Annotated in this window: 1 protein-coding gene; it reads left to right on the top strand. The window is 58.1% G+C overall.

The window, feature by feature from the left end:
* The coding region (gene ccsA / locus I6F36_RS38755; RefSeq protein WP_225173270.1) for a cytochrome c biogenesis protein CcsA at positions 1-446 on the top strand (446 nt) is incomplete at both ends.

Raw genomic sequence — 446 nt, 5'->3', positions numbered from 1 at the left:
CCTCGGTTCCTGGTGGGCCTACTGCGAACTCGGCTGGGGCGGCTGGTGGTTCTGGGATCCGGTGGAAAACGCCTCTTTATTACCCTGGCTTTCTGCCACTGCGCTGCTGCACAGTTTGTCCCTGACACGCCAGCGGGGGATTTTTTGCCACTGGTCGCTGTTGCTGGCGATAGTTACTCTGATGCTGTCGCTGCTGGGCACCTTAATTGTCCGTTCTGGCATTCTGGTTTCGGTTCATGCGTTCGCGCTGGATAACGTCCGCGCCGTGCCGTTGTTCAGCCTGTTTGCACTGATTAGCCTTGCGTCTCTGGCTCTGTATGGCTGGCGAGCGCGGGACGGTGGCCCGGCGGTGCATTTTTCGGGGTTATCGCGGGAAATGTTAATCCTCGCTACGCTGTTGCTGTTTTGCGCAGTGCTACTGATCGTGCTGGTGGGAACGCTTTATC

Origin of the sequence: Bradyrhizobium sp. BRP19 (genome assembly GCF_020194195.1) — a bacterium.
GTDB lineage: Bacteria > Pseudomonadota > Alphaproteobacteria > Rhizobiales > Xanthobacteraceae > Bradyrhizobium > Bradyrhizobium yuanmingense.
This window is presented reverse-complemented; position numbering and strand designations above follow the sequence as displayed.